The sequence below is a fragment of the Roseovarius tolerans genome (assembly GCF_028885395.1).
Taxonomy (GTDB): Bacteria; Pseudomonadota; Alphaproteobacteria; order Rhodobacterales; family Rhodobacteraceae; genus Roseovarius; species Roseovarius tolerans.
Genome location: NZ_CP118494.1, coordinates 3288127 through 3310830 on the forward strand (window position 1 = coordinate 3288127; position 22704 = coordinate 3310830).

Annotated in this window: 18 protein-coding genes and 1 riboswitch; of the genes, 8 read left to right on the top strand and 10 right to left on the bottom strand. The window is 63.0% G+C overall.

The window, feature by feature from the left end:
- The first annotated feature begins 37 nt into the window (after positions 1 to 37).
- Positions 38 to 1837, top strand: coding sequence for a bifunctional helix-turn-helix transcriptional regulator/alpha/beta hydrolase (locus tag PVU19_RS16315; RefSeq protein WP_050663477.1), 1800 nt, complete (start codon positions 38 to 40; stop codon positions 1835 to 1837).
- Between the two features lie 213 nt (positions 1838 to 2050).
- Here the strand turns inward: PVU19_RS16315 and gcvP are convergent, their stop codons facing one another.
- The 4 genes from gcvP to PVU19_RS16335 form a co-directional block, all read right to left on the bottom strand.
- Positions 2051 to 4900: an aminomethyl-transferring glycine dehydrogenase gene (gene gcvP / locus PVU19_RS16320; protein ID WP_050663476.1), complete on the bottom strand. Its 2850-nt coding sequence runs from the start codon at positions 4898 to 4900 to the stop codon at positions 2051 to 2053.
- 85 nt (positions 4901 to 4985) lie between these two features.
- Entirely contained in the window at positions 4986 to 5345 is a 360-nt protein-coding gene (gcvH, locus tag PVU19_RS16325; RefSeq protein ID WP_050663475.1) for a glycine cleavage system protein GcvH, read from the bottom strand.
- Positions 5346 to 5366: 21 nt separating this feature from the next.
- On the bottom strand, positions 5367 to 6491 hold the full coding sequence (gcvT, locus tag PVU19_RS16330) for a glycine cleavage system aminomethyltransferase GcvT (RefSeq protein ID WP_050663474.1): 1125 nt from the start codon (positions 6489 to 6491) through the stop codon (positions 5367 to 5369).
- A gap of 165 nt (positions 6492 to 6656) precedes the next feature.
- Positions 6657 to 6744, bottom strand: a riboswitch (glycine riboswitch).
- Between the two features lie 30 nt (positions 6745 to 6774).
- Entirely contained in the window at positions 6775 to 7227 is a 453-nt protein-coding gene (locus PVU19_RS16335) for an RrF2 family transcriptional regulator (RefSeq protein ID WP_050663473.1), read from the bottom strand.
- Positions 7228 to 7317: 90 nt separating this feature from the next.
- Here PVU19_RS16335 and PVU19_RS16340 point away from each other — a divergent pair, with 90 nt between their 5' ends.
- Entirely contained in the window at positions 7318 to 7890 is a 573-nt protein-coding gene (locus PVU19_RS16340) for a gamma-glutamylcyclotransferase family protein (protein ID WP_050663472.1), read from the top strand.
- Between the two features lie 76 nt (positions 7891 to 7966).
- Positions 7967 to 9235: a DUF2254 domain-containing protein gene (locus PVU19_RS16345; protein WP_050663471.1), complete on the top strand. Its 1269-nt coding sequence runs from the start codon at positions 7967 to 7969 to the stop codon at positions 9233 to 9235.
- On the opposite strand, the gene gltX is transcribed toward PVU19_RS16345, so the two are convergent.
- Both gltX and PVU19_RS16355 read right to left on the bottom strand, forming a co-directional pair.
- Positions 9219 to 10544: a glutamate--tRNA ligase gene (gene gltX / locus PVU19_RS16350; protein ID WP_050663470.1), complete on the bottom strand. Its 1326-nt coding sequence runs from the start codon at positions 10542 to 10544 to the stop codon at positions 9219 to 9221. The two genes, PVU19_RS16345 and gltX, sit on opposite strands and share 17 nt — an antisense overlap.
- A gap of 66 nt (positions 10545 to 10610) precedes the next feature.
- Positions 10611 to 11942 carry an MFS transporter gene (locus PVU19_RS16355; protein WP_050663469.1) on the bottom strand — a complete coding sequence of 444 codons (1332 nt, stop codon included), beginning with the start codon at positions 11940 to 11942 and terminating at the stop codon, positions 10611 to 10613.
- Positions 11943 to 12081: 139 nt separating this feature from the next.
- Between PVU19_RS16355 and PVU19_RS16360 the strand changes: the two genes are divergently transcribed.
- Complete coding sequence (locus PVU19_RS16360; RefSeq protein WP_050663468.1) at positions 12082 to 13005, top strand: MBL fold metallo-hydrolase; 924 nt, start codon at positions 12082 to 12084, stop codon at positions 13003 to 13005.
- Between the two features lie 53 nt (positions 13006 to 13058).
- Positions 13059 to 13454 (top strand): metallopeptidase family protein, encoded by a 396-nt coding sequence (locus PVU19_RS16365; protein ID WP_050663467.1) that lies wholly within the window; start codon positions 13059 to 13061, stop codon positions 13452 to 13454.
- A 97-nt stretch (positions 13455 to 13551) separates the two neighbouring features.
- On the opposite strand, the gene PVU19_RS16370 is transcribed toward PVU19_RS16365, so the two are convergent.
- Positions 13552 to 14370, bottom strand: a complete 819-nt coding sequence (locus PVU19_RS16370) for a CE1 family esterase (protein ID WP_050663466.1) — start codon at positions 14368 to 14370, stop codon at positions 13552 to 13554.
- A 180-nt stretch (positions 14371 to 14550) separates the two neighbouring features.
- Between PVU19_RS16370 and PVU19_RS16375 the strand changes: the two genes are divergently transcribed.
- On the top strand, positions 14551 to 14949 hold the full coding sequence (locus PVU19_RS16375; protein WP_050663465.1) for a hypothetical protein: 399 nt from the start codon (positions 14551 to 14553) through the stop codon (positions 14947 to 14949).
- Between the two features lie 4 nt (positions 14950 to 14953).
- Complete coding sequence (locus tag PVU19_RS16380) at positions 14954 to 17110, top strand: ATP-binding protein (protein ID WP_050663464.1); 2157 nt, start codon at positions 14954 to 14956, stop codon at positions 17108 to 17110.
- A 7-nt stretch (positions 17111 to 17117) separates the two neighbouring features.
- On the opposite strand, the gene PVU19_RS16385 is transcribed toward PVU19_RS16380, so the two are convergent.
- Entirely contained in the window at positions 17118 to 18785 is a 1668-nt protein-coding gene (locus PVU19_RS16385; protein ID WP_050663481.1) for an NAD+ synthase, read from the bottom strand.
- A 153-nt stretch (positions 18786 to 18938) separates the two neighbouring features.
- Between PVU19_RS16385 and PVU19_RS16390 the strand changes: the two genes are divergently transcribed.
- Complete coding sequence (locus tag PVU19_RS16390; protein ID WP_050663463.1) at positions 18939 to 20351, top strand: MORN repeat-containing protein; 1413 nt, start codon at positions 18939 to 18941, stop codon at positions 20349 to 20351.
- Between the two features lie 11 nt (positions 20352 to 20362).
- On the opposite strand, the gene PVU19_RS16395 is transcribed toward PVU19_RS16390, so the two are convergent.
- Together PVU19_RS16395 and PVU19_RS16400 are read right to left on the bottom strand one after the other, a co-directional pair.
- The gene (locus PVU19_RS16395) at positions 20363 to 21892 is read right to left on the bottom strand and encodes a cryptochrome/photolyase family protein (RefSeq protein WP_050663462.1); all 1530 of its coding nucleotides are present in this window, start codon (positions 21890 to 21892) and stop codon (positions 20363 to 20365) included.
- On the bottom strand, positions 21886 to 22551 hold the full coding sequence (locus PVU19_RS16400) for an SDR family NAD(P)-dependent oxidoreductase (protein ID WP_050663461.1): 666 nt from the start codon (positions 22549 to 22551) through the stop codon (positions 21886 to 21888). Before PVU19_RS16400 ends, PVU19_RS16395 begins: the two co-directional genes overlap by 7 nt.
- Between the last annotated feature and the right edge of the window lie 153 nt (positions 22552 to 22704).

Here is a 22704-nt window from a genome sequence, read left to right on the forward strand (position 1 = left end):
TCGGGGCCTCAATCATGTTAGTTTTCGGAATTTTCTTATGACGTCCAGGCCGCGCGCTACGGGTGAAGACGATGAAATAACCCTGTCCGATGAGGACCGGGCTGCGACGCTTGATCGTCTCTACGATGTCGCGCTTGATCCGGCCGGATACGAGGCCCTTCTCGACCATTGGGAGAGCACGGTCGGGCCATTGCGGGCGCGGGTCGATCTGAACGCGCCGCGCCTGCTGGACGACCCGCGTATCGCCGCGCATTTCCGCCGCGCGACCGAGTTTCTCGACCGGGTCAAGGTCACGGTCCCGACGCCCGGCACAACAGCCGAGGATCTCGAATCCATCCTGGCGCCCTTCGACCGCGTTCCCGCAGCACTGCTCGACCGGAACAATGATATCCGCGCGGCGAATGCCGCTGCACGCGTTGTGATGCAATTGCCCACACAGGCACATCTCGGCGATCTGCCGATTCATGACGCCGACAGGGAGGCGGTCGCCGACACGCTCGCCCTGCTCTTTGAGGACCGCGCCAAAGACAGCGCCGTCCTGCGCGTACGCTCGCAGCGTGCCGATCACCTGATCGTCTTTCGCCTGCAACGCTGCGTTGCCGCCGATGGCACGGTGCTGGTCCTCGCGGCCTCGAACGAGGTCAGCCTGCCCAAGGGTTTCTGCGACATCCTGCGTCAAGCCTTCAATCTCACGGCCACTGAGGCCGATATCCTGTGTCATCTGGTCGATTGCCGCAGCGTGACTGATATCGCTATGGATCGGGACCGGTCTGTGGATACGATCCGGGCGCAGATCAAGTCGATCCTCGCCAAGACCGAAACCCATTCGCAACTTGAGCTGGTGCGTCTGGCGCTGTCGATGATCGACATGACGGCGTTGACGGTGCGCTCGGCCACTGGCCGACACGACGTCTGCCGTGGGTCCGCCACGCTTGCCGAGCGTGATTTTCATTCGCTGCGGGCCTTTGATGGGCGGCGGGTGGACTATCTGGTGCTCGGCGCGCCGCAGGGACGCCCGGTGCTCTACCTGCCGCTTGATTTCGGACTGGTCCGCTGGCCCGCCTCAGCCGAGGCTTGCGCCACCGCGCGCGGCTTGCGGATCATCGTGCCGCTGCGTCCGGGCTATGGCGGTTCCGACATGGTGGGCCGGGGCGTGGATTATGATACCGCCCTGGTTCAGGACACGATGCTGGTGCTGGCCGCCGAAGGGGTGGGTCACTGCCCGATCATCGCGCTCAGCGGGGATACATATTATGCGGTACGATTGGCTCGCGCCAACCCCGGGTTCTTCACCGGGATCATCGCTTGTTCCGGCATGCTGCCCCTCACCCGCCGCGAACAGTTCGAGCGGATGGATAAATGGCATCGCTTTATCATGGCCGGTGCCAAATATACGCCCCATCTGCTGCCGTTCATGGTCAAGGCCGGTTTTCTTCTGGCACAGAAGCTTGGCAAGCGCGGGTTCATTCACGCGGTCTTTGGAAATTCCGCAGCCGACATCGCCACCTTCGAAGAACGCGAGGTCTACGAAGCCTTCGTCACCGGCTCGGACGTCGCGCTTTCGAAGACCCATTGCGCGCACGAGGCGTTCTCTCGTCAACTCGTCGCCGGGCAACTGACCGACTGGACGAGTGATCTCACTGCGCTGCGCGGCCAGGTGCCACTGATCCTGATGAACGGCGCACAGGATCCGCAGGTGCCCGTCGCCACCTATGACGAGTTTCGCCGCGATCATGACTGGATCGAATTTCACCTTTTCGAGGATGCCGGACAGCTCGCCTTCTTCCGCCACTGGCGCGATGTGCTTGATCGGCTCATGCCTCTTCTCGGGGATTGAGTGTGAAATGGCGGCCTCATACCCTAATTGGGGTATGACAGCCTAAGCATATTCACATTAGCGTGAGCCTACGTGAACAGATCGGGTGATTGTGAGTGATGGCGCAACCGTTCCTGTCGCGTATTCGGCGCGTCTGACGTGCCGAATGCCATTTTAGACAGATATTTGATAGTAAAAAGGCGGCCCCGTAGGGCCGCCTTATTTCTTGCGGTCCTATTCCGCCGCCTCGGCATAGTCCTCAAGCGGCGGGCAAGTGCAGATCAGGTGCCGGTCGCCATAGACATTGTCCACCCGGTTGACCGGCGGCCAGTACTTGTCCACCCGGAACGCTCCCGGCGGGAAACAGCCCTGTTCGCGGCTATAGGGCCGGTCCCACTCGCGAATGAGATCCTCCATCGTGTGCGGCGCGTTCTTGAGCGGGTTGTTCTCGGCCTCCATCCGCCCCTCTTCGATGTCGCGGATCTCCTGACGGATGGCCAGCATCGCGTCGATGAAGCGGTCCAGTTCGGCCTTGGTCTCGCTCTCGGTCGGCTCCACCATCAGCGTGCCGGGCACCGGAAAGCTCATCGTGGGCGCGTGAAAGCCGCAATCCATCAGCCGCTTGGCGATATCGTCCACGGTGACGCCCGCGCTCTTCTCGAAGGGGCGGGTATCTAGGATGCATTCATGCGCCACCCGTCCCGTCGGCCCTTTGTAGAGCACGTCATAGGCCCCCTCCAGCCGCTTGGCGATGTAGTTGGCATTGAGGATCGCCACCCGCGTCGCCTGCGTCAGGCCCGCGCCGCCCATCATCAGGCAATAGGCCCATGAAATCGGCAGCAGCGAGGGCGAGCCATAGGGCGCGGCACTCACCGGCCCCTCTTCGCCGCCCGTCGCCGGATGGCCCGGAAGATGCGGCACCAGATGCGCCTTGACGCCGATCGGCCCCATGCCGGGCCCGCCGCCACCATGCGGAATGCAGAAGGTCTTGTGCAGGTTGAGATGGCTCACGTCGCCGCCCACGTCACCGGGCCGTGCAAGCCCTACCATCGCGTTCATGTTTGCGCCGTCGATGTAGACCTGCCCGCCGTGTTCGTGGGTAATGGCACAGACGTCGCGCACCGTCTCCTCGAAGACGCCATGCGTCGAGGGGTAGGTGATCATGCAGCCGGCAAGGTTGTCCGAGTGTTTCTCGGCCTTGGCGCGGAAATCTTCAACGTCGATATCGCCGTTATCGGCGGATTTCACGACGACCACATCCCAGCCCACCATATGCGCGCTCGCCGGGTTGGTGCCATGCGCGCTGACGGGGATCAGACACACCTTGCGATGCCCCTCGCCATTGGCGCGGTGATAGGCCGCGATGCTCAAGAGGCCCGCATACTCCCCCTGCGCGCCAGAATTGGGCTGCATCGAAATCGCGGCATAGCCGGTGATGTCGCACAGTTTGGCCGACAGATCGTCGATCATCTCCTTGTACCCAAGCGCCTGATCCGCCGGGACAAAGGGATGCAGCAGCGAGAATTCGCGCCAGCTGACCGGCATCATCTCGGCGGCGGAATTGAGCTTCATCGTGCAGGACCCAAGCGGGATCATTGCCCGGTCGAGCGCCAGATCGCGATCCGCCAGACGGCGCATGTAGCGCATCATCTCAGTCTCGGCCCGGTTCATGTGAAAGATCGGATGAGTCAAATAAGCACTCTCGCGCTGCAGCACCTCAGGGATGCGATACTCGGGTGTGAAGTCGCTGTCCTCCATGATGATGCCAAAGGCGCGCCAGACCGCCTCCACGGTCTTGGTGCGGGTGCGCTCATCCAAAGTGATTCCGATCTTGGTATCGCCGACGCGGCGCAGGTTCACGCCCTCGCGCACCGCCGATTGCAACACGCCGCGCTGCAACAGACCCACATCGACGGTGATCGTATCGAAGAAATCACCCGGTTCGACATGAAAGCCCGCCGCCTCCAACCCCTTGGCCAACCGCACGGTCTTGCGGTGGATGCGCTGCGCGATGGCGCGCAGGCCCTTGGGCCCGTGGAAAACGGCATACATCGACGCCATAACGGCCAACAGCGCCTGCGCAGTGCAGACATTCGAGGTGGCCTTCTCGCGGCGGATATGCTGTTCGCGGGTCTGCAGGCTGAGGCGGTAGGCGCGGTTGCCGTGACTGTCCACGCTCACCCCCACGATCCGCCCCGGCAGGGCGCGCTTATAGGCATCCTTGGTGGCCATGTAAGCGGCATGCGGGCCGCCATAGCCCACCGGCACGCCGAACCGCTGCGTCGAGCCCACGGCGATGTCGGCCCCCATGGCCCCCGGCTCCTTCAGCAGGGTCAGCGCCAGCGGATCGGCGATCACGATGCCGATGGCCTTGCCCTCGTGCAATGCCGCGATCTCGGCGCTGAAATCGCGCAGCCCTCCATGCGTGCCGGGATACTGGAAGATCGCGCCGAATACCTTGCTGGCCTCCATCTCCTCGGGCGCGCCGACGATCACCTCGATATCCAGAGGTGCCGCGCGGGTCTGCATCACGGCGATGTTCTGCGGGTGGCAGTTCTCGTCGACAAAGAAAGCCCGCGCCTTGGACTTGGCGACGCGCTGCGCCATGGTCATCGCCTCGGCCGCCGCCGTCGCCTCATCGAGAAGCGACGCATTGGCAATCTCCAGACCCGTGAGGTCGCTGACCATGGTCTGGAAATTCAACAGCGCCTCCAGCCGCCCCTGGCTGATTTCCGGCTGATAGGGGGTATAGGCTGTGTACCAGGCAGGGTTCTCGAAGATATTGCGCTGGATCGCCGGGGGCGTGACCGTGCCATGATAGCCCTGCCCGATCAGCGAGGTCAGCACCTTGTTCTTTGAGGCTGTCTGCCACATGTGATGCAGCAGTTCGCTTTCCGACTTGGGCTTGCCGAAATCGAGCGGAGCCTCCTGCCGGATGGATTTTGGCACAGTCTCGTCGATAAGCGCCTCCAGCGTTTCCACGCCCAGCACCTCGAACATCTCGCCCATCTCCTCTGGCGAGGGTCCGATATGGCGGCGATTGGCGAAATCATAAGGCAGATAGTCGGTCGCTTTGAACGGCATGGCGGTGTCCTCATCGCATCCGGGGGCGGCGCGCGCCGGCCCCCTGCTTCATCTTTCCAAAAATACTCTCTCTGAGGGCGAAACCTCAGCCGATGTATTTCTTGTAGGCGGCCTCATCCATCAGGTCGTCCATCTGGCTGGGCTCGCTCGGCTTCATCTTGAAGAACCACGCATCGCCCTGCGGGTCGTCATTGACCTTGCCGGGCTCATCGGTGAGCGTCTCGTTGACCTCGACGATCTCGCCGTCGATGGGGGCGAGGATGTCCGAGGCCGCCTTGACGCTCTCGATCACAACGATCTCGTCATCCTTGGTGACCTGCTTGCCGACCTCGGGCAGTTCGACAAAGACCACATCGCCCAACTGTTCACTGGCATGTTCGGTGATGCCCACGACAATAACACCGTCCTCGTCGCGCAGCCATTCATGTTCTTCGGTGAATTTCATCTTGTGCTCCCTGATGCTGGTTCAGCGTTTGAAATTGGCGGGGGTGAAGGGCAGCTTTGCCACCCGGACAGGCAGGCGCTTGCCGCGCACCTCCCCGAAAAGCTCGTTTCCCTCGGTGGCCATGTCAGCGGGGACATAGCCCATTGACATCGGCCCTTCGATCATAGGCCCGAAGGCACCGGAGGTGACATGGCCGACTGGATCGCCACCCTCGGCTGAGGCGAAAAGCGGCGTGCCCTCGCGCATCGGCGCACGGCCTTCGGGGCGCAGGCCGACGCGGGCGCGGGCTGCGCCGGTCTGCAGCTCATTCAGAATTCGCGCGGCACCCGGAAAACCCCCGGCCCGGTCGCCGCCTGCGCGGCGCACCTTCTGGATGGCCCAGTTGAGACTCGCCTCAACCGGGCTGGTGGTGGTGTCGATATCGTGGCCATAGAGGCACAGGCCCGCCTCCAGCCGCAGGCTGTCACGCGCGCCGAGGCCGATGGGCGCCACCGCCTCATTCGCCAGCAGCGCACGCGCCAATGGTTCAGCCTGATCTTCGGTCACTGAGATCTCATAGCCATCCTCGCCGGTATAACCCGAACGCGAGATCCACAGATCTCCGAAGTCGGTGTCGATGATGCCGACATCCATGAACCGCATCGCAGCCACACCCGGCACCATTGCCTCCAAAACAGCCTCGGCGGCAGGCCCCTGAAGGGCCAAAAGTGCGCGGTCGGTGACCTCCTCGACCTCGACGCCCGACAGCCCGGCCCGCATATGCGCGATATCGTCGGCCTTGCAGGCGGCATTGACCACGACGAACATGTGATCGCCACGATTGGCCAGCATCAGGTCATCGAGAATGCCGCCATCCTCATTGGTGAAAAACCCGTAGCGCTGCCGCATCACGCCCAGACCCAGCAGGTCGACCGGCACCAGTGCCTCTATCGCGCGGGCCACCTCTGCATAGCCGCCCGGCGCGCGCAGGATCACCTGCCCCATGTGGCTGACGTCGAAGAGCCCCGCCTTGCCGCGGCAATGCAGATGTTCCTTCATCACGCCCATGGGATATTGCACCGGCATGTCATAACCCGCAAAGGGCACCATTTTGGCCCCCAATTCGCGGTGCAGAGCGTTGAGCGGTGTGATTTCCAGATCAGCCATCAGCGTCCTTCCCTATCCCTCCGGGCCGGATCATGTGCTGATCGCTCCGGCACCGACAAGACGCAAGCCGACAGGCTGCGCCGCGATGCCCCCTCTGTCCTTTCGCCTGAGATCGCTATCCCTTCGGCGCCCCGCGTGTCGCAGCCGGGTCTCTCCAGAGTTCATTTGACCGGGCAGGTCCCTGTTGCCTGAGAGTTTCCGGGGCGGTTGCTCCTTCGGCACTGGCACGCGCCAGTTCTCCCTGTCCAGTCAGCGTGCACGCTAGTATACCGCGCGCAGGCCTTCAAGCCCGTTTCATGCAGGGCACGGCTGAAAAAATCGTGAAAAGCGCCTCGTTGTCGCAGACCAGAGCATCGAGCGTCACCTCGTCGAGATGGGCATAAAACGCCTCGACCGCGTCCACGAGCGCCACCCGCAATCGGCAGGCTTCGGTCAGCGGGCAGGTATTGTCCACATCGGCAAAGCACTCGGCGACGGGGGTGTTTTCTTCCAGCCGACGAAACACCTCGCCCACCCGGATCTCCGACATCGGTCGGCCAAGGGTCACGCCGCCGCTACGCCCGCGCTGCGTATGCAGGAACCCAAGCTGACCCAATTTGTTGATGACCTGTGCCAAGTGGCTTTCAGAAGTGTTGCAACGTTCTGCGATCTCGGACTTGGTGACCAGACGCCCCTCATTGGCCGCGCAGAACATGAGCAGGCGGATGGCGATATTGGTGCGTTTGGTGATCCGCATGGTGTCTGGTTCCCTTGCTTGAATTCGGCGAGGATTGCCCCGAGACTACTGAAAAACCATGATTCAGATCAAAGGAGCGGCGAAACCTTCATGCAGGATGCATATTTCTTCGGCTATGGCAGCCTCGTGAACCGAGCCACCCATGTGTTCGACGATGCGCAGGCGGCCCATCTCAGAGGCTGGCGGCGCATCTGGCGGCACACCGATCTGCGACCGGTGGCCTATCTGACGGTGGTGCCCGAAGAGGGGTCTGAGATCGACGGGCTGATCGCGCCGGTCCCCGGGGCAGACTGGCCCGCGCTCGATGCGCGCGAGGCGGCCTATATCCGCGCGCCCGCCGCGCATCAGGTGCGCCACGCCCTACCGCATGCGCCAGAGATCGCGGTCTATACAATTCCCGACGGCCATCACGGCGCACCGACCGAGGCACATCCCATCCTGCTCAGCTATGTCGATGTGGTGGTGCAGGGCTATCTGCGCGAGTTCGGCGAGGCCGGGGTGACGCGGTTCTTCGAAACCACCCACGGCTGGGACGCGCCCATTCTCGATGACCGCGCCGCCCCGCGCTATCCCCGGCATCAGGTTCTGAGCGGCGCAGAGCGAGAGTTGACTGACCTGCACCTCGCCCGGCTCGGCCCGCCGATTATCGCGGCCCAAGAATGACGCAAGGCCACCCATCGACAGGCCCTGGCAGGCGCGCCACTATCGAGTCTCGGATCGGTGACAGGAGGCGCGTGCGATGAAGTTCAATTTCCTCTCGACATGGGTCATGACCCTCTTGCGGCTCAGCCGCAAGCTCTGGCTGCGGGTCAGCCTTTTCGCCCTGCTCGCCGTGCTGGCAGCGGCGGTATCGATCCTGCTCGAAGACCAGATCCCCACGGCGCTGAAAGACCGCTTCACTACCGAATCGGTGATGCCGATCCTGTCGATCCTTGCCTCTGGCATGCTCGCGGTCAGCACCTTCTCGCTCAACGTCATGGTAACGGCGCATAACGCGGCGGCGCAGCAGACCACCCCGCGCGTGCACCGTATCCTGCTGGCCGACACCACCACGCATACCGCGCTTGCGGTCTTTATCGGGGCCTTCGTCTATGCGCTCAGTTCAATCATCCTGATCAAGTCGAACGTTTATCCCGAAGGCTCCAGCGTGCTGGTTCTCGGCTTCACCGTGGCTGTCGTTGTGCTGGTATTGCTGGCGCTCTTGCGCTGGATTCACCATCTCAGCGACCTCGGCAGCATGGATGCCACGCTCGAGGCGACCGAGGCCGCCGCGCGCGCCTGCCTCATCCGCGCCCGCCGCCTGCCCTCTCTTGGGGGGGTGGTGATGACGCAGGAGACGGCCATTCCCGCACAGGCCAGCTCGCTCACGGCCCCGGCGTCGGGCTATGTGCAGTTCATCGATATGCCGGGCATCAGCGAGCGGCTGAAATCCGATCAGACGCGGGTCTATCTCTATGCCCGTCCGGGCGACTATCTAGTCGAGGGACAGATCATCGGCCACGCCACCGGCGTCAAGGATGGCGAGACCGGGGCCATCGCGCGCCGCCTGACCATCGGTACGCATCGCACATTTGAGCAGGATGCCTCCTACGGGTTGCTCGTGCTGTCCGAGACCGCCTCGCGCGCCCTCTCGCCCGGGATCAACGATCCGGGCACCGCAATTGCCGTGATTTGCCGTCAGGAAAAGCTGCTGCTTGAATGGGCACATGCCGACCCGAAAAAGACCAAACCGCTTTTCCCGCGCATCTTGCTGCCAGATACCGCACGTCACGCGATGATCGAGAACGCCTTTGCCGGGACGGCGCGCGACGGGGCCGATCAGATCGAGGTGGCCTTGCGCCTGCTCGACGCGCTCGGGCGGATTGCAGATGCCCCGGATACAGACTTGGCCGAGGCCGCGCGCGACATGAGCACGCGCGCGCTCGAGTATGCCGACGCGGCGCTGCCGCTCGACCGCGAGCGCAGGCGTCTGCGCGACGCGACCGGCGGGATCAGTTTCTTGCCTTGATCACCTGCAAAAGCGGCAGAACTTTCGCCATCTCCGGCCCGCGCGCCTGTCCAGTCAATGCCAGACGAAGCGGCATGAACAGGCCCTTGCCCTTGCGCCCCGTGGTGTCCTTGACGGCCGTTGTCCACTTGCCCCAGGTCTCATTATCATGCGGCCCCTCTGGCAAGAGCGCCATCGCCTCGGCGATAAAGGCGCGATCGTCCTCTTCGATCACCGGCTCGGCCCCGTCGCGAAACATCGCCCACCACGCCTCGAGATCATTGAGCGTGGTGACGTTCTCGCGCGTGACCTCCCAGAATTGCGGCGCAAGATTGTCGGGAACGCCAATCTCTGCGATGGTTCCGGCCACCGCCTCATAAGGCCGCGCACCGATGATCCGGGCGGTCAGCGGAAAGAGGTCGTTTTCGTCAAACTTGGTCGGCGCGGCACCGAACCGCTCGATGTCGAAGCCCTCGATCAGCTCTGCCATGTCGCTGCGCAACTCCACAGGATCGGCCGAGCCAAGCCGTGCCATCAGGCTCAGGAGTGCCATCGGCTCCACCCCCCGCGCGCGCAAATCGCGCAAGCTGAGCGTGCCGAGCCGTTTCGACAAGGCCTCGCCCTGCGGACCGGTCAAAAGCGAGTGATGCGCGAATTGCGGCGGTGTACCGCCAAGCGCCTCGATGATCTGGATCTGCGTCGCGGTATTGGTCACATGGTCCGAGCCGCGCACCACATGGGTTACACCCATTTCCACATCGTCCACCACGGAGGCCAAGGTATAGAGCACCTGCCCGTCGCCGCGAATGAGTACCGGATCAGAGACCGAGGCCGCGTCGATGGAAATCTCGCCCAGAATACCATCCTGCCAGATGATCCGCTCCTGATCGAGCTTGAAGCGCCAGACGCCGTTACCGCGCTCGGCGCGCAGGGCCGCCTTATCCTCGTCCGTGAGGCTCAGTGCTGCGCGGTCATAGACCGGCGGGCGGCCCATGTTGAGCTGCTTCTTACGCTTGAGATCCAGTTCCGTCGGCGTCTCGAACGCCTCGTAAAACCGTCCCATTTCGCGCAACCGGTCCGCCGCCTCCGCATAGCGGTCGAGCCGTTCCGACTGCCGCTCGACCCGGTCCCAATGCAGGCCCAGCCACTCGAGGTCATACTTGATCGCGTCCACGTATTCCTGCTTGGAGCGTTCCGGATCGGTGTCGTCGATGCGCAGGATGAAGGTGCCACCCGCCTTGGCGGCGATCATGTAGTTCATCAGCGCGGTGCGCAGGTTGCCCACATGGATATATCCGGTGGGCGACGGGGCGAAACGGGTGGTGGTCATGGGTGTCTCCTGACTGTCGCGCGGGCTTTGTCACAGGCGCGGGCGTTTGTCCAGATTGCGGCGGTCCTAGCCGTGGGTGGGCCAGACGCGATGTTCGTCGTCGATCACGAAGGCATGCGTATGCCGCCGCCCGCCATTGGCGCGCAGATGCGGATGATCCTCGGGCAGGTCCGGATGGTCATGCTCGGGCGCATCGGGCAGACCGTCGGGCCAGTGCCGTGACGCTACAGCCAGCCCGACCACCGCCACGCCTGCGAGCAGCAGCAGCGCCGGCCCCATGCCAATCGCCTGTCCCGCCCAACCGGCCAGAGGGTAAGTCAGTAGCCAGCACGCATGGCTCAGCGCAAATTGCGCGGCAAAGATGGCCGGGCGGTCCTCGGCATGGGCCGAGCGCCGCAACAGACGCCCAGAGGGCGTTAGAATACTGGAATAGAGAAAACCGATAGCAGCCCAGACCAGCAGGAAGACGCCCCAAGCGGGCAAACCGTCAAGCCAGATCAGCGCGCCCATCAGCAACGCCACAACAATCAGGCTGCGCGCGCCCGCCATCATCACCCGCCGGTCCGGCAGGTCATCGAGCAGGCGCGGCAGGAGCAGCGCCGCCGCCATGGAGCCCGCACCAAAAGCCGCCATCGCAATCGCCAGACCGGTCTCGCCCGCGCCATAATCGCCCCGGACCATAACCACGGTGTTCACGAGCACGAAGGCCCCGACCGAAGCCGCAGCAAGATTGAGCGCCAGCAGCCCGCGCAGCCGCGGCGTCGCCAGATAGATGCGCAGCCCCCGCGACAGACGCTCGCGGAACGGGCGCGCCGCCGCCGTGCCGCTCAGGACAGGGATCACCGATACCGCCACCAGAAGCGCCGATCCGCCAAACCCCGCGACGGTGCCCAGAAACAGCCAGTGATAGCTCATCACCGTCAGCAAGAGACCGGCCAATGCCGGGCTTGTCAGGTTCTCCAGATCATAGGCCATGCGCGACAGCGACAGCGCGCGGGTATAGTCGCGCTCCTCGGGCAGCACATCGGGCAGCACCGCCTGATAGGCCGGGGTGAAGGTGGCCGAGGCCGCCTGCAACACGAAGATGAGCGCATAGACCTGCCACAGATCAGTGACAAACGGCAGGCAAAGCGCCACCGCCGCCCGGATCAGATCGGTCCCTATCAGCACAGCCTTGCGCGGCAGGCGCTGGACCACGGCCTGCGCTATCGGGGACAGGCCCACATAGGCCACCATCTTGATCGTATAGGCCGTGCCCAGCACCAGCCCGGCGCGATTACCCGCGAAATCATACGCCAGAAGGCCGAGCGCCACGGTCAACAGCCCCGTACCGATCAGCGCAACGACTTGCGCGCCGAACAGAAATGCATAGTCGCGGTTCTGGAACAGGCTCAACATGACCCGAAAATAACCTCCCAACACCCGTTTTAGAAGGGATGATGACACATCCACAGGCGTCTCAATTTTGCGTGAACGTCAATCACACTACATACTCCTGCGCTATAATGCCTACGAACCAAATCAACTGGAGGTTTCAATGTCCCGCACCACCCTGTCCCGCCGTGCCGTTCTGGGATCGGCCGCCGCCCTGCCACTGGCCGGGCTCGCGACCACATCCGCGCGCGCAGCCGCGCCGATGATGGGCGCGGCCACCACCCGTTTCAACCGCGTGACGCTAGGCGACTTCGAAGTCACGACGCTTCTGGCCGCCACCACGCCCCGGCCCGACCCGCATTCGATCTTCGGCCTCAATGTGGACAAGGCAACCTTCGACGAGGTCTCTGCCGCCGCCAACATCCCCACGGATCAGGCGCAGTTCTTCTTCACTCCAACGGTGATCAATACCGGGAGTGATCTGGTCCTCTTCGACACCGGCCTCAACCCCGAGGGCATCACCTCGGCGCTCAACGCGGCGGGCTACACGCCCGATCAGGTCGACGTGGTGGTGATCACCCACATGCATGGCGACCATATCGGCGGGCTGATGGGTGAGGGCGGCGCAACCTTCCCCAATGCGCGCTATGTCACGGCAAGCGCCGAATTCGACGCTTGGGCGGCAATGGACAACGGAACCTTCGACGCCAAGATGCGCCCGCTGGCCGAGCAGACCGAGATGATCGGCGACGGGGCGAGCGTCGCCTCGGGCATCACCGCGATGGCGGCCCATGGCCATACGCCCGGCCACACCGCCTACATGATCGAGAGCGGCGGCAGCCAACTGCTGATCGCGGCGGATTTCGCCAATCACTATGTCTGGTCGTTGGGCTATCCCGATTGGGAGGTCAAGTTCGACATGGACAAGGCCAAGGCCGCCGAGACCCGCCGTCGCCTGCTTGGTATGCTGGCCACCGACAAGATCCCCTTCGTCGGATATCACATGCCCTGGCCCGGCACGGGTTATGTCTCGGCCAAGGGTGACGGCTTCGTCTACGAGCCGACCAGCTATCAGCTGATGCTGTAAGATCGGAACGGGGGCGGATTTACTTTCCTGCCCCCGCGCCCCATATCGCCGGGATGAACGACCCGGCCCCCACCCTTGCAAAGATCGAAGATATCGCCCGCAGCGCCCTTGCGCAGCTGCCCGAGGCGTTTCGGCAGGCGGCGCGCGATGTGGCGCTGATCGTGACGGACTGGCCGCCAGAACATATTCTTGCCGAGATGGAGATCGACGACCCGCTCGATCTGACCGGGCTATACGAGGGTGTTCCGCTCACCGAGAAATCCAGCTTCGATCAACCGCTCGGCCCCGACACGGTCTGGCTCTTTCGCGCGCCGATCCTGGCGGAATGGCGCGACCGGGGCGATGTGAGCCTGGAACATCTGGTGACCCATGTGGTGGTGCATGAGTTCGCGCATCACCTAGGCTGGTCGGACGCGGATATCGCCACGATAGACCGTTGGTGGGAATGAGGCATTCCCGTTTCGAATGGCTGCCGCCATCCGACCCGCCGGGGGCGCTGTCCCCGGACCCCCGGAGTATTTGTGCCAAAAAGAAACCTGGGCCGGATCAGAGCTGACCTGCCGCGTGCAGCCGCTCCCATGCGAATTTTACATAGCTGCTGCGGAAGGAATGCCCGCCGGGATGCAGGCACAGCTCGAGGATCTCGCCGCGCGGATTGCGGCGGCTCTGGCATTCGAGGTCTCCCTCGGTCAGGTCACCCGCCGGACTGAAGCCGCCGAGATGTTCGTACATGTCCATCGACTCCGAGACCTTGCCCTGCCAGGTCTCTCTGATGGGTCGCCCCTCAAGCGGCACCGTGGGGTCGCTGCGCCCGTGGATATGAACCACGCTCGCCGCCGGTGTCTCGCAACTGTCGGGCGGCCCTTTCCAGAACGTGCCGGCAATGGCGGCAAAGCCCGCGAACCGCTCGGGCATGGTGCAAGCGAGGTTCCAGACCATCATGCCGCCCGCCGAGAACCCCGCCGCCATGAGGCGGCCGGTATCGATGGGAAACCGGCGCGCCGCATCCTCTATCACCGCCTCGACATAGCGGTATTCGACCGATCCGTCGGCCTCCATGTGGCTGGGAGACGAGGGAATGACCCAATCGTCATCTCCAGATTTGAGCGCGATCAGCGCCAGACCCATATCCGAGACCATGCGCCGCAGATTGCCGTTGCGCATCACCGCCGCCGCCGACCCGCGATAGCCATGCGCGTAGATGATCGCACCGATCGAACCCTCGACCTGCCCTTCGGGCAAGGCGATGCGGTAATGCCGGTCACCGATACGACAGTCGGTCTCCGGCCCACAGGCCAATGCCCCGCCCGTCCAGCCCGTCCAGAACAGGACGAACAAAACAGGCAAAATCCTTAGATGTCTCATCACCGGCTCCCTCGCGCTCGGCATCAGATTGCGCCTTTCAGGACGCACATGACAAGTCATAAGCACGTGGCACGCGCGGCGTTATCACGGTTTTGTGAACGCAAGTCGCGATACCGGGAAACGGATTGGTAACTGTCATGGTCCTTGATGTGCAAGGCGATGCGGGACGGAGGAAGACCCATGAGGATACGCTTGGCTTTTTGCGCGCTATTGGCGCTTGCTCTGTTCGACGGAGCGAGTGCGCAGGCGCAGTCTCTGGCCGAGTTGCGGACAACACTGCAGGCGGCGTTGCAGCGCAACCTTGGCCGTTCGATGCTTGGCGGCGCGTTGCCGCATGTAGACCTAAGAACGGGAACGCTGACCCGGTTCTATCCAACCGAGAATCACCAGGTGATCCTGAAAATGGGTGAAATCTATGTGATGTGTTCTACCCTAGTGAGCGAAGATGGACGTGAGGCGCTGGTCGACTATTACATCACCCAGAGCGACGGGCGCTTTGGCGTCATTCGGACCGAGATCGACAACCGTGCGCCACTGCGCGCCTTGATGGAGGCGGGGCACGCCACGCGGCTGGAGTGAGCCGATGACCCTGGCCGAGACGACCGACCCGCGCACACCGACCCTGGGGCTTTATTTGCGGCTGACAGCGGTGATGGTGCCGACCTTCCTGATCTTCGCCGCCTCGGGGCTTATGTGGCTCAGCGAAAAAAACCTTTTGCGCAGCGAAGAGGCCATGGCGATGCGGATCGGCAATGCCACCGCGCGCGTCGGCGGGGCGCTGGAGCGGTTCAGCGATCAGAACCCGGGGCCGGTCGATTGGCAAAGCCCCTATGTCACCGATCTCATGCAGACCCTATTGGGCGATCCCGCGATCCGCTGCGTGCAACTGCGTGACGCCGAACGCGGCGACGTGCTTGCCGTCGTGCCACAGGGGCTTGGCTGTCAGGGAGCCGAGCGCGCGCTGTCGCTGCCCTACGAGGTTTATTCCTGGCCGATCACCGAACTGGTCACGCGCTTTGACGAGCGCGAGATTGCAACGGTGAAACGCTATCAGCGCGATTTTCTGCTGCTTCTGTTCGTTGGAGGCATCCTGATTGCGACACTCGCCAACTGGGTGTCTTTTCGGGTAATCGTGGGGCGTCCTCTTCGCCGCCTCATCGGACGCCTCGAAGAAGCGCGTGAAACGGCGATTGCCGCGAACGAGGCCAAATCCGATTTTCTGGCCAAGATGAGCCATGAAATTCGCACCCCGATCAACGGGATCATCGGCATGGCCGATGTGCTCTCAGAAACCGATTTATCGCAGGAACAGGCCAGCTATGTGCGCACGATCACCCGCTCCGGTGATGCGCTCCTGACGATCATCAACGACATTCTCGATTTCTCGAAAATCGAGGCAGGCAAACTCACGCTCGCGCAGGAACCCTACCGGCTGCGCGACCTTGTCGAGGATGTGACGCAGCTTCTTGCTCCGCTCGCCGCCCGCAAGGGGATAGCGCTCTACGGCCATGTTTCCCCCGACCTGCCGGACGTGATGCTAGGCGATGCCGGGCGCTTGCGGCAGATACTGGTCAACGTCGCGGGAAACGCCGTCAAGTTCACTCTGGAGGGACATGTTGCGCTCGAAGTGGCACGGGGCACGGTCGGCGATGTTGTTCTGTCGGTCGCCGATACAGGCGTGGGCATCCCGAAAGACCAGCAAGCCAACGTCTTTGCTGCGTTCGAACAAGCGGACAACAGCGCCGCACGAAACTTTGGTGGCACCGGCCTCGGCCTTGCCGTCAGCCGCCAGCTCGTCATCCTGATGGGCGGGCGAATTACCCTTCAGAGCCGCGAAGGCCGCGGGACACGGTTCGATATCACTCTGCCGCTCGTGCCGGACGGCGGAACAAGAGACGGGCTCTGTGCCGCCCCCCTCGTCTTGCCGGGTGTCGAGCCGCCGATGATCTGGGTGCTTGACACTCTCGCTGGCCGCAAAAAGGCGATGACGGATTTACTCTTTCATCTCGGGGCCTCGATTGGGGACACCTCACAACCCGACAATGCGGCACCCGATCTTCTGATTGTCGATGAGGCAGCCGCAGTGCCCACGGACACGGCGCATGTGCCCCGCATCGTTCTATCGGACACCCCGACCGCACCGCCACCGAACGGGGCGATCCTGCGCAAACCCTTGCAAGAGGGGCTTTTCCTGGAAACGGTGCGACGGGTTCTCGAAGGGCAACAAACAGCCTCTGAGGGTAACACCACGGCAGGCCATCGCGTTGCCCCGCGGATCACCTCCACGATTACACCACCAGGTTGGGCAGAAGGGCTGGATGTGCTCGCGGTTGATGACAACGCAACGAATCGGCTGTTGCTTGAACGCTATTTCACCGGTTCCGGGGCAAGGCTGCGCCTTGCCAGCGGTGGAGCGGAAGCCGTCGCACTCCAAAGCGAGCGGCAGGCCGATCTGGTGTTGATGGATGTCTCCATGCCGGGGATGGACGGGCATCAGGCGACCGGACTGATCCGCACGCATGAGGCGGCACATGATCTGCCATCCGCACATGTCGTGGCAGTCACCGCCAATGTTCTGGACCAGCATCGGCAGGCGGCACATCTGGCAGGGATGGACGGTTTTTTGAGCAAGCCGCTTCGAAAGGCCGAGTTGATTGCCTATATAAGCCACTATCGCGAAACATCGAGTCAGCTAAGCCGTCCCAACGGTCAGACCAAATGGTCGCGCGCCGCAGAATAGCCGCAGCTTACACTTCGCTCGCGCTGTCACGCCAACGATTCACGATGGGATACCGTCGGTCGAGCCAGAAGGCCCGCTTGCTGAGCCGTGCGCCCGGCGCCGACTGAAACCGCTTGTATTCGCTGATATAGAGCAGGTGTTCGACCTTGGCCGCGTCCGCCGCGTCATAGCCCGCCGCGACGCAATCGGACACTGACCCGTCCTGATCCACGAGGATGTGCAGGATGCCGTCCAGCACCGGGTAATCAGGCAGCGAATCGCTGTCCTTCTGATCCGCGCGCAACTCTGCGCTCGGCGGCTTGTCGATCACGCGTGCGGGGATGACCGCGCCCTCGGGCCCCTGCATCCAGCCCCGGTGATGCGCATTGCGCCAGCGGCAGATCTCGAACACCCGCGTCTTGTAAAGATCCTTGATCGGGTTGTAGCCCCCTGCCATGTCGCCATAAATCGTGGCGTAGCCCACCGCCACCTCGGACTTGTTACCGGTGGTCAGCAGCATCTCGCCGAACTTGTTGCTGAGCGCCATGAGCAACAACCCGCGCAGCCGCGACTGAATATTCTCCTCGGTCAGATCAGGCGCGGTCCCCTCGAAAAGCGGCGCAAGCGTCGCGGTGATCGCCGCGCGCCCTTGTGCAATCGGCACGGTATCATAACGACAGCCCAGATTTTCTGCGACTGATCTGGCATCCTCCAGCGACTCTTCCGACGTATATTCCGAGGGCAGCATAACGCAGCGCACATTCTCCGGCCCTAGCGCATCGACCGCGATGGTCGCGACGATAGCGCTGTCCACCCCACCCGACAGCCCCAGCAAAACGCGCGAAAACCCGGCCTTGCGCAGATAGTCGCGCAGCGCCAGCACCATCGCATTGTAATCCTGTTCCAGATCATCCGGCAGATGCGCCAGCACGCCCGGCACGGCCTGCCAACCCGCACCGCCCCGTTCGAATTCAACATGGGCCACGGCCTCTTCGAACATCGGCAGTTGCACGACCAGCCGACCCCCGGGGTTGAGCACGAAAGTGCCGCCGTCAAAGATCTGATCGTCCTGCCCGCCCACGAGATTGAGATAGACCAGCGGCAGGCCGGTCTCGATCACCCGCGCCACCATCAGGTTCTGGCGAGTGTCGATCTTGTCGCGGTAATGCGGCGAGCCATTGGGGACAAGCAGCATCTCGGCCCCCGTCTCGGCCAGGGTTTCGGCCACGTCATCGTGCCAGGCATCCTCGCAGATCGGGCTTCCGATGCGCAGGCCACGAACGGTATAGGGGCCCGTCACGTCGCCGCTTTGATAGATGCGCTTTTCATCGAACACGGTCTCATTGGGCAGGTGATGCTTGAACACCCGCGCCGTCACCTGCCCGCCCTGCAGGATATAATAGGCGTTATAGAGCCCCGCCCCTTCGAGCGCAGGACCTCCGATCGCGATAGCGGGCCCGTCGGCACAGTCCCGCGCCAGCCCCTCGATGGCAGCGATCGCGGCCTGATGAAAGGCCGGCTTCATGACCAGATCCTGCGTGTTGTAGCCGGTGATGAACATCTCGGGCAGCGCCACGAGGTCCGCACCCGCCACGCGCCCCGCCTCCCAGGCGGTCTGCGCGCGCGCAGAATTGCCAGCAAGATCGCCCACCGTGGCGTTCAACTGTGCCAGTGTCAGGCGGAACCGGTCAGCCATGCGCGTGCCCTTCATCTTGTCCTGCGCCTGATTTAGCAGATCGCCGCGCGAGGGAAAGCCGATTTGCCCGAAACCCGTTGTCACGCCTGCCTGCGTCCACTAGATTTGCCGCACCCGTCAGGCAACCGGGCGGGATCGGGTATCGGGGCAGACATGACGCGCTTGTTGACACGGACGATTATATTGACCGCCACTCTTGCGGTCGCAGGCGTGGCCACCGCACAGGATGGCGAGGTCGAAACCAAGCAATATGACGATGGCGGCATCTATGAGGGCACGTTCAAGGACGGGCTCCAGCATGGCACCGGCACCTATACCCTGCCCAATGGTTATGAATATACCGGCGAGTGGGTCGAGGGCGAGATCAGGGGCCGCGGCGTGGCGCGCTTCCCAAACGGATCGGTCTACGAGGGCGAGTTCGCGCGCGGAAAACCCAATGGTGTGGGCAAGATCGTATTCACCGATGGAGGCACCTACGAGGGTGAGTGGAGCGACGGAAAGATCACCGGTCAGGGCGTCGCCGTCTACGCCAATGGTGTGCGCTACGAGGGTGGCTTTCTGAATGCGATGCATCACGGGCGCGGCCGCATGGAAAGCCCCGGCGGCTATCGCTACGAAGGCGATTGGGTCAACGGGGTCAAGGAAGGCCAGGCGACGATCACCTATCCCGACGGCGCGATCTACGAAGGCGCGGTGGCGCGTGGCGCGCGCGAAGGCGACGGCAAACTTACCATGTCCGACGGGTTGATCTATGAGGGCACATGGAAAGCAGGCCAGATCGACGGTACCGGCAAACTGATCCAGCCCAACGGGGACGTGTACGAAGGCGATCTCGTGGCCGGACGACGCCAGGGCACGGGCCGTGTGACCTATGAGAACGGCGATGTCTACCAGGGCGAATTCCAGGATGATCGCCGCCACGGGCAAGGGACTTTCACCGGCACCGATGGCTATCACTACGAGGGCGAGTGGCGCGCCGGCAAGATTTCCGGCGAAGGCCGCGTGACCTATCCCGATGGCTCGGTCTATGTGGGTGAGTTTCGTGATGACCTGGCCAACGGTCAGGGCAAGATCACCTATCCCGACGGCTCCACCTATGAGGGCGACTGGGTCGGCGGCGTAATCGAGGGCAGCGGCACCGCGACCTATCCTAACGGCCTGGTCTACGAGGGCGAATTCGTCGATGCCAAGAACCACGGCCAGGGTGTCATGACCTACCCCGACGGCTATCGCTACGAGGGCGCGTGGCAGAACGGGCAACGACATGGGCAAGGCACCGCCACGTATCCTGACGGCACTGTCTATGAAGGCGAATTCGCCGATGGGCAGCGCCACGGGCAAGGCAAGATCACCATGCCTGATGGCTTCGTCTACGAGGGGGAGTGGCAAAACGGTGAGATTTCGGGCCGGGGCGTGGCCACCTACACCAATGGCGATGTCTACGAAGGCATGTTCCGCGCGGGCAAGCGTCAGGGCGAGGGCACGATGCGCTATTCCAGCGGACAGGAAGCCACCGGCACATGGGAAGATGGCGCGCTGACCCGCAACACAGAAACGGCGGACTGATCACAGGGTGATTATACCACCCGCCCGGCGTCGAGGTCTTTCAGCACATTAGCGGCCCCGTCGAGAACGGCCGCCCGCCGCGTCTCGTCCATCTTGTCCCATGTGCGATAAACCGGACCCATGCGCGGATTGCGTCCGAATCGGTTACGGTGACGGATCAGGAAATCCCAGTAAAGCAGATTGAAGGGGCAGGCGCCCTCGCCCGTCTTCTGCTTCACCGAATAGGCGCAGGTGGTGCAGTAGTCGGACATTTTCGCGATGTAGTTGCCGGATGAGATGTAGGGCTTGGAGGCGATGATGCCGCCATCGGCGAACTGGCTCATTCCGATCACGTTGGGGGCCTCGACCCATTCGAACGCATCGGCGTAGACGGCCAGATACCACTCATGCACCTGGCCCGGGTCTATGCCCGCGAGCAGCGCAAAGTTGCCAGTCACCATCAACCGCTGGATGTGGTGTGCGTAGGCCTCTTCCTTCGTCTGATCAACGGCTTGCGCGACGCAGTTCATACGCGTCTCGCCCCCCCAATAAAACCAAGGCAAATCGCGGGTCTGGCCAAGCATGTTACGCGCCGTGTAGCCCGGCCCCTCGCGGAAGTAGATGCCGCGCATGTATTCACGCCAGCCGATCACCTGCCGGATATACCCTTCGGCGGCATTGATCGGCACCCGCCCGGCTTGCCATTCGTCAACCACACGATTGCAGATATCCACGGGATCGAGCAGGCCGATATTGAGATACATCGAAATGACCGAGTGATGCACGAAGCGGTCATCCCGTAGCATCGCGTCCTGATAATCGCCGAACCCCGGCAGCAGGCTCTTGGCGAAATGGTCGAACGCGCGCTTGGCCTGCCCCGAGGTCACACCAAACCAGAACGGGTGAAGATCCCCGAAATTATCCCCAAAGCGTGCCTCGACCAGATCGAGCACCTCTTGGGTGATCTCATCGGGGCTAAACTGCATCGGACGGGCGCGCAGCATGTCGGATTTCGCTGGCTTACGGTTGTCGTGGTCATAGTTCCACTTGTCGCCCGCCGGTGTGTCGCCCTCCATCATCAAGCCGGTCTTGCGTCGCATCTCGCGGTAGAAATACTCCATCCGCAGTTCCTTGCGGCCCTCGGCCCACTGATCGAATTCATCCAGAGAGCAGATGAAGCGATCATCGGGCAATTGAGTCACGGTCAGCGGCGCGTTTCCGAGCGCCTCGATCAGCCGCCATTCGCCGGGCTGCGTGGCGATCACCTCTGACGTGCCATGCGCTTGCCCCCGGCGCATCAATTCACCGACGATGCTCTTGCTGGCGTCAGGATCATCCAGCCGCGTATAGGCGACCTGCCAGCCGTAATTGCGCAACTCTTCGGCGAAATGACGCATGGCCGACAGGATCAACGCGATCTTCTTGGGGTGATGCGGGACATAGGTGCCCTCGTCCATAACCTCGGCCATCACAACGATATCGCGGGATTTATCGGCTGCCTTCAGCGCCGAAAGATCACGGCTAAGCTGATCGCCAAGCACGAGGACAAGACGCCCTACCATGGAACCCGCGCGCCCTGCCAATCAAAGAACTGCCCGTTATCCTCGACTGTCAAATCGTCGATCACCGACAGCAGGTTCTGCGCCGCCTCTTCGGGCGGCACCGACGGATGACGGCCCAGGTATTTCTCGGTGAACGGCGTCTGAACGGTGCCGGGGTGTAGCGCCACGCAAATGGCGTCACGGTGGCTGCGCCCCAACTCTATAGCCCCGCTGTGGATCATCTGGTTGAGCGCGGCCTTCGCAGTGCGATAACTGTACCAGCCACCAAACCCGTTATCCCCGATCGAGCCAACCCGCGCCGAGAGCGCGGCAAACACGCAGCGCCCGTCACGTGGCAGAAGCCGCACGGCGTGTTTCAAAACCAGCGACGGACCGATGCAATTCAGCGCGAACTGATCCATCATCGCCTTGGGCGTCACCTGCTTGAGCGCCTTTTCGGGCCGCGCGCCGTCGATCTCCAGCGCACCGGTCGCGACGAGGATCAGGTCATAGGGCCCTTCAAGCCGCCCCAACGCCGCCTCAATCGACGCCTCGTCAGTCACGTCAATCCCGTCCGCGCTGCGCGACAGGCCGGTGACCGCCACACCGCGCGCAATCAGCGCCTCGGACACCGCATGCCCGATGCCTCCGGATGCACCTATGATCAAAGCCTTTTCCATGATCGCAGAGCTAGCCGACTGCGCGAAAGCTTCAAGCCCGTTCCACCTGCGCCCCGAAATTTCGGGGTTTTCATCGCGCGACGCCGCTCTTATAGTTTCACCCATGTTGATGCAGAACCATATCGCTCCCGACGCCCGCGCCCTCGTGCGCGG